Here is a 6,000-nt window from a genome sequence, read left to right on the forward strand (position 1 = left end):
TCGTTCTGCCTTTCACCGTACTTTAGCGGCATGTACAAAAGATGGCTCTTCCCCGCCCTGCATGGGCTGATCTGGACGCTGATAGCTGTCAGCGCCGTGCGGGACTTCCTGGAGCACCGTAACGTCTATGAAGAGGCATGGGTGCGACTGTCGGGGCACAGCGCGCTGACGTGCGCCATGGCGATGGCGATCGGTTTTCAGCTGGTGTCGATGACCGGGTTTTATATCGCCTATGGGTGGGTCGGACCGGCGCTGTTCCCGCGACCGCGGTATGTCCGGGCGCTGCTAACGCTCGCCGGCGCTTGTGCCGGCATGGTCCTGGCACGCGCCCTGGTCGAATTCGTCATCCTCGGCCCCTGGCTCCATTGGGATAATTATTTCGGCCGGCGGGTCGGCGTGTGGTGGTACGTGCAGAACTGTATTTTGTTTTCCTTCGACTATGTGCTGTTCGGGCTCGTGGCGTATTTCGTCGTGCGGGCGGGGCGGGTCAGCCAGGAGCGCACCCGGGCGGAGCTGTCCTTGTTGAAGTCACAGGTCAACCCGCATTTTTTGTTCAACACGATCAACGACATCTATGCGCTGGTCTACCAGAAAAGCGACGAGGCGCCCGAAGCCCTCCTGAAGCTGTCCGGGCTGCTGCGTTATATGCTCTACGAGGACGGCAGGGAAAAGGTGAGCCTGGAAAAGGAGCTGACGTACCTGCAGGACTACCTGGACCTCCAGCGGATCGGCTCCAAACAACGGACCTTTATCGACTTCCGGGTGGAAGGGGACGCTCATATGTTTCAGATTGCGCCTTTGCTGTTGATCCCGTTCGCGGAAAATATCGTCAAGCATGGCGTGATCGACGATCCTCTACGACCGGCGCGTCTGCACGTGGAGGCGGCCGGCGGTTGCTTCCGGCTCCACGCGGTCAACGCGGTCAGGCCGCAGCAAAAAGACGGGACCGGCGGGATCGGGCTGAGCAACGTGCGCCGCAGGCTCGAGTTGTTGTACCCGGGGAGGCACTCCTTCGAAGTAAAGGAAAGCCCCGGGGAGTTCGATTGCGTACTGGACCTTAAACTACACGCATGATCCGATGTATCCTCGTGGACGACAAACCCCTTTCGCTCGACATCCTGGAAGCCTATGCCGCGCGGGTGCCCTATCTGACGGTGGCGCTCCGGACGGAAGATCCGCTCGAAGCGCTGGAATTCCTGCGGACCCACCCGGTCGACCTGGCCTTCCTCGATATACAGATGCCGTCGCTCGGCGGCCTGGAGCTGGCACGCATGACAGGCGGCCGCGTGCCGGTTATCTTTACGACGGCGTACGCCGACTATGCGCTCGAGGGGTACGCGCTCGACGTAGTGGATTATCTGCTGAAACCGATCCCCTTTGAGCGTTTTTACCAGGCGGTGGAAAAGGCGCGGTCGCGCGTGGCCGCCGGCGAGCCCCTGCACGATTCGCTTTTTGTCAAGACGGAGCACCGTATCCAGCGCGTCCCGCTCGACGACATCCTGTATATAGAAGCGCGGCAAAACTACGTGTCTATAGAGACGGCCGCCGGCCGGATCATGAGCCTGATGAATATCAAGTCGATGGAGGAGCGGCTCCCCGCGGGGCGGTTTGTGCGGGTGCATAAGTCGTTTGTGGTGGCGCTGTCTAAAATCGAGACCATAGAGAAAAGCAGGATATATATCGGCGAAGCAGTGATCCCGATCGGCGACAGCTACCGCGAAGCGCTATTTAAGTTGCTGGGGACGTGATGCAACGTTGTTCCGGAGGACATTGTCAAGCACGAAAATGCTAGGCATGAAACGAATCGTTTTTCTATTCCTGATCTGCACGGCCTGCCACAAAGGCGCCCCGAACAGCCCCGATAACGCCAAAACCGTCGTGCTCCCCGCTTCGGGGGCCGGGGTGATGGCCGCGGAAAACCAGTTTACGTTTGACGTGTTCCAGGCGGTGAACGCCCAGGACACGGCGTTGAAAAATAAGATGATCTCGCCGTACAGCATCTATATGGCGCTGGGGATGACGGACAACGGGGCGGCGGGGTCCACCCGGGATTCGATCGGCGCGGCCCTCCGGTTGGGCGGTCTGGGGGTGGATGACCTCAATGCTACCGCCAAGGCGTTGATCCGGCAATTCCCGGTAGAGGACGCACAGGTGACGATGACGACCGCCAATTCGATCTGGTATGCCCCCGTGATGACACCGCTCCCCGCCTTCCTGCAAACCGTCCAGACAAGCTATTCGGCCACGGCGCAGTCGTTGAACTTCGCGGACGGGTCCGCGGTGACGACCATCAACGACTGGGTCTCGAATGCGACGCACCAGATGATACCACAGGTACTGAAATCGATCCAATCGAGTGAGGCGCTCTTTCTGATCAACGCCATTTATTTCAAGGGACAATGGAGCTCCGGCTTCGACCCGGGGTTGACCAAAGACGGCTCCTTTACCACCGGGAACGGCGTGGTCGAGTCGGCGCCGACCATGACCTATGGCAAATCGGTTTCGGTGAAGTACCTCTACGGCGATACGGCGCTGGTGGTGGAGCTGCCGTATGGGGGTAAGCACTTTGTCATGGATATAGCCATGCCGGTGGGCCGGGACATCCGCACCTTCCTCCGGGAGGTGACGCCCGCGCAGATCGCCTGGTGGACTTCACACCTCGATACGGGAGGGGTCGACGTAACGCTGCCCCGTTTCAAGTTCGACTATGGGATCGATAACATGCAACCGGCGCTTACGCAAATGGGCATGGGCATCGCCTTTAGCGACAGCGCCAACCTCTCGGACCTGGCGCCGGACGCCGCCGCCATATCGCGCGTGATCCACAAGACGGCCATCGAGGTGGACGAAACCGGCAGCAAAGCCGCGGCGGTAACGGTGGTAGGCGTAACGACCACCTCGGCGGGCGGTCCCCCGGTGCTGAGCATCAACCACGCCTTTCTATTTACGATCCGGGAAACGACGAGCGGCGCGATCCTGTTCGTTGGCATCCTTAACGACCCCCTGGACACCGGCGGGAACTAGCTCCTTGTAGACCTCGTCAAAGGATTTTGTCTTGTCCTGCGTCCAACGCGCGGCCAGCTTTATTTCCATGTTCCGGAGCAGCTGCACGCACAGGTGCTGGTCTTCTTCGGGCGTATCGATCATCATCATATGCGCCATCCTGCCGAGCCGGCCGGTGGCGCGTTCGATCGCGGCCATGCCCGCGGGAGTCAGCTTCAGCCGCTTGGAGCGCTTGTCCTGCCGGTCCGCGGTTTCGCTCAGGAATCCGCGTTGTCTGAGCCGGTTGAGCATGTCGGTGCCGCTGGAGAGCTCCATGAGGTTGGCGTAGATGACTTCGGTTTTTCTCGGGTTCTTCAGCTGGAGGATGGTGAGCAGCATGCCCATCTCCTCCAGCTGGTGCAACCCGGTCCCTTCCAGCGCCGCCACGCCATAGGCCGCGTTCAGCTTATGTATCCGGCCGATCAGCTTGAGCAGGACCGCGTCCGGATGCGCGGGGATGACGCCGCCCATCATGTCGCCGCGCTGACGGCTTTCCCTTTCTTTTATCAGCGTATAGCGACAGAAGTCCTCGATACTGCCGTCCGGGTATTTCGCCTCGAAGGCGGCCCAGAGGTTGACTAAATCGACGGTTTTATTGGGCATATTTGCTTCGTTTTCGTAGTAAAAATAAATGTTTTATTTCGAAATTGATGTATAAATTTGACCCATGCTCTACTCCATCTTACTCACGCTCCACATCGTCGGCTTCACGCTCTTCGCGGGGATCACGCTGGCCGATGCGCTGGCCTTCCGTCAATTCTGGCGGCTTTGGGACCGCGACCCCGCGCAGGCATTGCTGACGCGCCAGGTCATGGCGTCTTTCCCCGTATTTATGCGCGTCGGTGCAATCGTCCTCATCCTGGCCGGGGTCGGTATGATGGCGCTGGTCAACGGCGTCTTTGGCGAGCAGCTTTGGTTCCGGATCAAGATGGTCCTGGTGGTGCTGATCGTCGTCAACGGTATCCTCGGTATCAGGCTGCTCAACCGCCTGGACAAGGTCACTTCGCCGGTCGTTTTGCGTTCGCGGATCCGGTGGTTCCATGTGGTACAGCTGGGGCTGCTCGCGGGGGTTTTCTTTTTGAGCGCGGCGCGGTTCAACTAATTGGTACATTCGCAAGATGGAAGGTTTAGCCCGGATCAGCCTCTTGCGGAGGTCTTTTACTGTGTTGCCCGCCGCCGCCGGTTTTATCATCAGCTATTGGTTCATACACCGAAGCGGCGTGGGGGTCTCCCCCGATTCCATCGCCTATGTCAGCGCCGCGCACAACCTGGTGCAATCGGGGCGGCTGATCGACTATACGAGCCATCCGCTGGTGGACTTCCCCGCCGGGTACCCGATGCTGCTGGCGCTGTTGATGCGGCTCACCCATGCGGACCCGCTGGACATCCTGCAGTACCTCGACCCTGCGCTTTTTGCCTTGCTGATCGGGCTCTGCGGATACATGGCGGACCGGATGGGTTTTCCCAACCGTTGGTACAAACCCCTGCTCCTGGTGTGCATCGTGCTGAGCCCGGCGCTGATCGAGGTCTATATCATGCTTTGGTCGGAAGCGGTGTTTATCGTCCTGGTAGTGTTGTTTATGATCACGTTCCGGCGATACCTTTACCGGCATAGCCTGGGTACACTGGTGCTGGCGGCTTTTGTGGCGGGGTTGTCTTGTACGATGCGGTATGCGGGGGTGACGCTGGTGGCGACGGGGGGGCTGTTGTTGTTGTTCGAACGGGGGCGGTGGTCATTTCGACGTTTCGGGCATGTTTTGTTATACGGGGTCGTTTCGTCGGTGTTGCTGGCGTGGAACCTCTGGCAGAATGTCGCGGCCACGGGTACGCTGACCGGTGCTCGTCAAAAAGGCATCACCCCCCTGCTCCGGAATATCTCCTATTATGGGGACACCTTTTCCGGTTGGTTCCTGTTTGGCAATTCCCGCTATCTGCTGGGTCTGATCGTGGGGCTGGTCATCCTGCTGGTCCTGGTCCTGCTGGTGACCCGCGGGCTACCGCGGTTGAAGGGAGATTACCCTACGTTTATCCGGATCGGTCTGGCTTTTTCGCTGCTGTATTCGGTGTTCATGGTGTTGTCCGCGACGATCTCGCGGTACGAGGAGATCAACAGCCGGCTTCTGTCACCGTTATATATACCGCTGGTATTCAGCCTGGCGTTTCCGTTGGGGTGGCTGTCCCGCCGGGTGGCCTGGCGGATCGCGGCGGTGGCGGTTTTGTTATTGGTATTGTCCAGCCAATGCCTCGCCGATTATCAATGGTATGCCGATGTGGCCGAAGGGGGGATAGGCGGGTACACCGAAGACGATTGGGATGACTCGCCCCTGGTCAAATACCTGGAGGGACCGTCCCCGTTCTTACCCGGTTATACGCTGTATTCCAACTCCCCGGAGGGCGTATATTTCTTTGGCGGGTTTTCCTGCCAGCTGTTGCCCCAAAAAGCCTTCCCCGGTCCGATCGCCCAATATTACGCGGGGGGCCGCCAATACCTTGTCTGGTTCGACGATGGGACGAATGACGCCATATTGTCGCTCCAGGACGTACTGACGCACAAGCAAATGAAGCTGGTCCGGCAGTTCACCGACGGGGCGGTATATATTACCGGGGACCAATGACCCGGTATGGTGTTTGTGGCAGGGTTATAAATACCCATTCTATGACACAACGTAACGACATTTACAGCAATGGTACCCGCGTCGACCGTCTCCCCTCCGAGGACCCCACCACCGGCGACATCTACGATATGGAAGGCCCCCGCGATCCCCGCAATGACGAGGACCCGGAAGACGATGACGAGAACATCACCGGGGACGAAGACCTCTACGATACCATCGAGGGCGAGGAGCCCGCGGACGAAGAGGACGTGATCGATGAGCAGGAGGATGAGGAGCTTGACTTGGATGATGTCAATGCGGAGGATTTGGAGGAGGATGAGGAGTAAACCGCGTTGCGAGCCTA

Annotated in this window: 7 protein-coding genes; 6 read left to right on the forward strand and 1 reads right to left on the reverse strand. The window is 59.2% G+C overall.

Annotated features, from left to right (window positions below; genetic code table 11):
* The first annotated feature begins 30 nt into the window (after positions 1–30).
* From VL547_RS07370 to VL547_RS07380, 3 genes are read left to right on the forward strand one after another with little or no spacing between them, the layout of a single operon-like run.
* Positions 31–1,074 (forward strand): sensor histidine kinase, encoded by a 1,044-nt coding sequence (locus VL547_RS07370; protein WP_325576816.1) that lies wholly within the window; start codon positions 31–33, stop codon positions 1,072–1,074.
* A complete protein-coding gene (locus VL547_RS07375) occupies positions 1,071–1,748 on the forward strand; it encodes a LytTR family DNA-binding domain-containing protein (RefSeq protein WP_325576818.1) in 678 nt (225 codons plus the stop codon). Before VL547_RS07370 ends, VL547_RS07375 begins: the two co-directional genes overlap by 4 nt.
* Before the next feature lie 46 nt (positions 1,749–1,794).
* Entirely contained in the window at positions 1,795–3,024 is a 1,230-nt protein-coding gene (locus VL547_RS07380) for a serpin family protein (protein ID WP_325576820.1), read from the forward strand.
* On the opposite strand, the gene VL547_RS07385 is transcribed toward VL547_RS07380, so the two are convergent.
* On the reverse strand, positions 2,941–3,645 hold the full coding sequence (locus VL547_RS07385) for a hypothetical protein (protein ID WP_325576822.1): 705 nt from the start codon (positions 3,643–3,645) through the stop codon (positions 2,941–2,943). The genes VL547_RS07380 and VL547_RS07385 overlap by 84 nt on opposite strands.
* A gap of 64 nt (positions 3,646–3,709) precedes the next feature.
* Here VL547_RS07385 and VL547_RS07390 point away from each other — a divergent pair, with 64 nt between their 5' ends.
* The 3 genes from VL547_RS07390 to VL547_RS07400 are packed head-to-tail and all read left to right on the forward strand — an operon-like array spanning position 3,710 to position 5,983.
* On the forward strand, positions 3,710–4,144 hold the full coding sequence (locus VL547_RS07390) for a hypothetical protein (protein ID WP_325576824.1): 435 nt from the start codon (positions 3,710–3,712) through the stop codon (positions 4,142–4,144).
* Between the two features lie 16 nt (positions 4,145–4,160).
* Positions 4,161–5,657 carry a hypothetical protein gene (locus VL547_RS07395; protein WP_325576826.1) on the forward strand — a complete coding sequence of 499 codons (1,497 nt, stop codon included), beginning with the start codon at positions 4,161–4,163 and terminating at the stop codon, positions 5,655–5,657.
* Positions 5,658–5,698: 41 nt separating this feature from the next.
* The gene (locus tag VL547_RS07400; protein WP_325576828.1) at positions 5,699–5,983 is read left to right on the forward strand and encodes a hypothetical protein; all 285 of its coding nucleotides are present in this window, start codon (positions 5,699–5,701) and stop codon (positions 5,981–5,983) included.
* Positions 5,984–6,000: the final 17 nt, after the last annotated feature.

It is taken from the genome of Dinghuibacter sp. (assembly GCF_035492835.1).
In the GTDB taxonomy this organism is placed as follows: Bacteria; Bacteroidota; Bacteroidia; order Chitinophagales; family Chitinophagaceae; genus Dinghuibacter.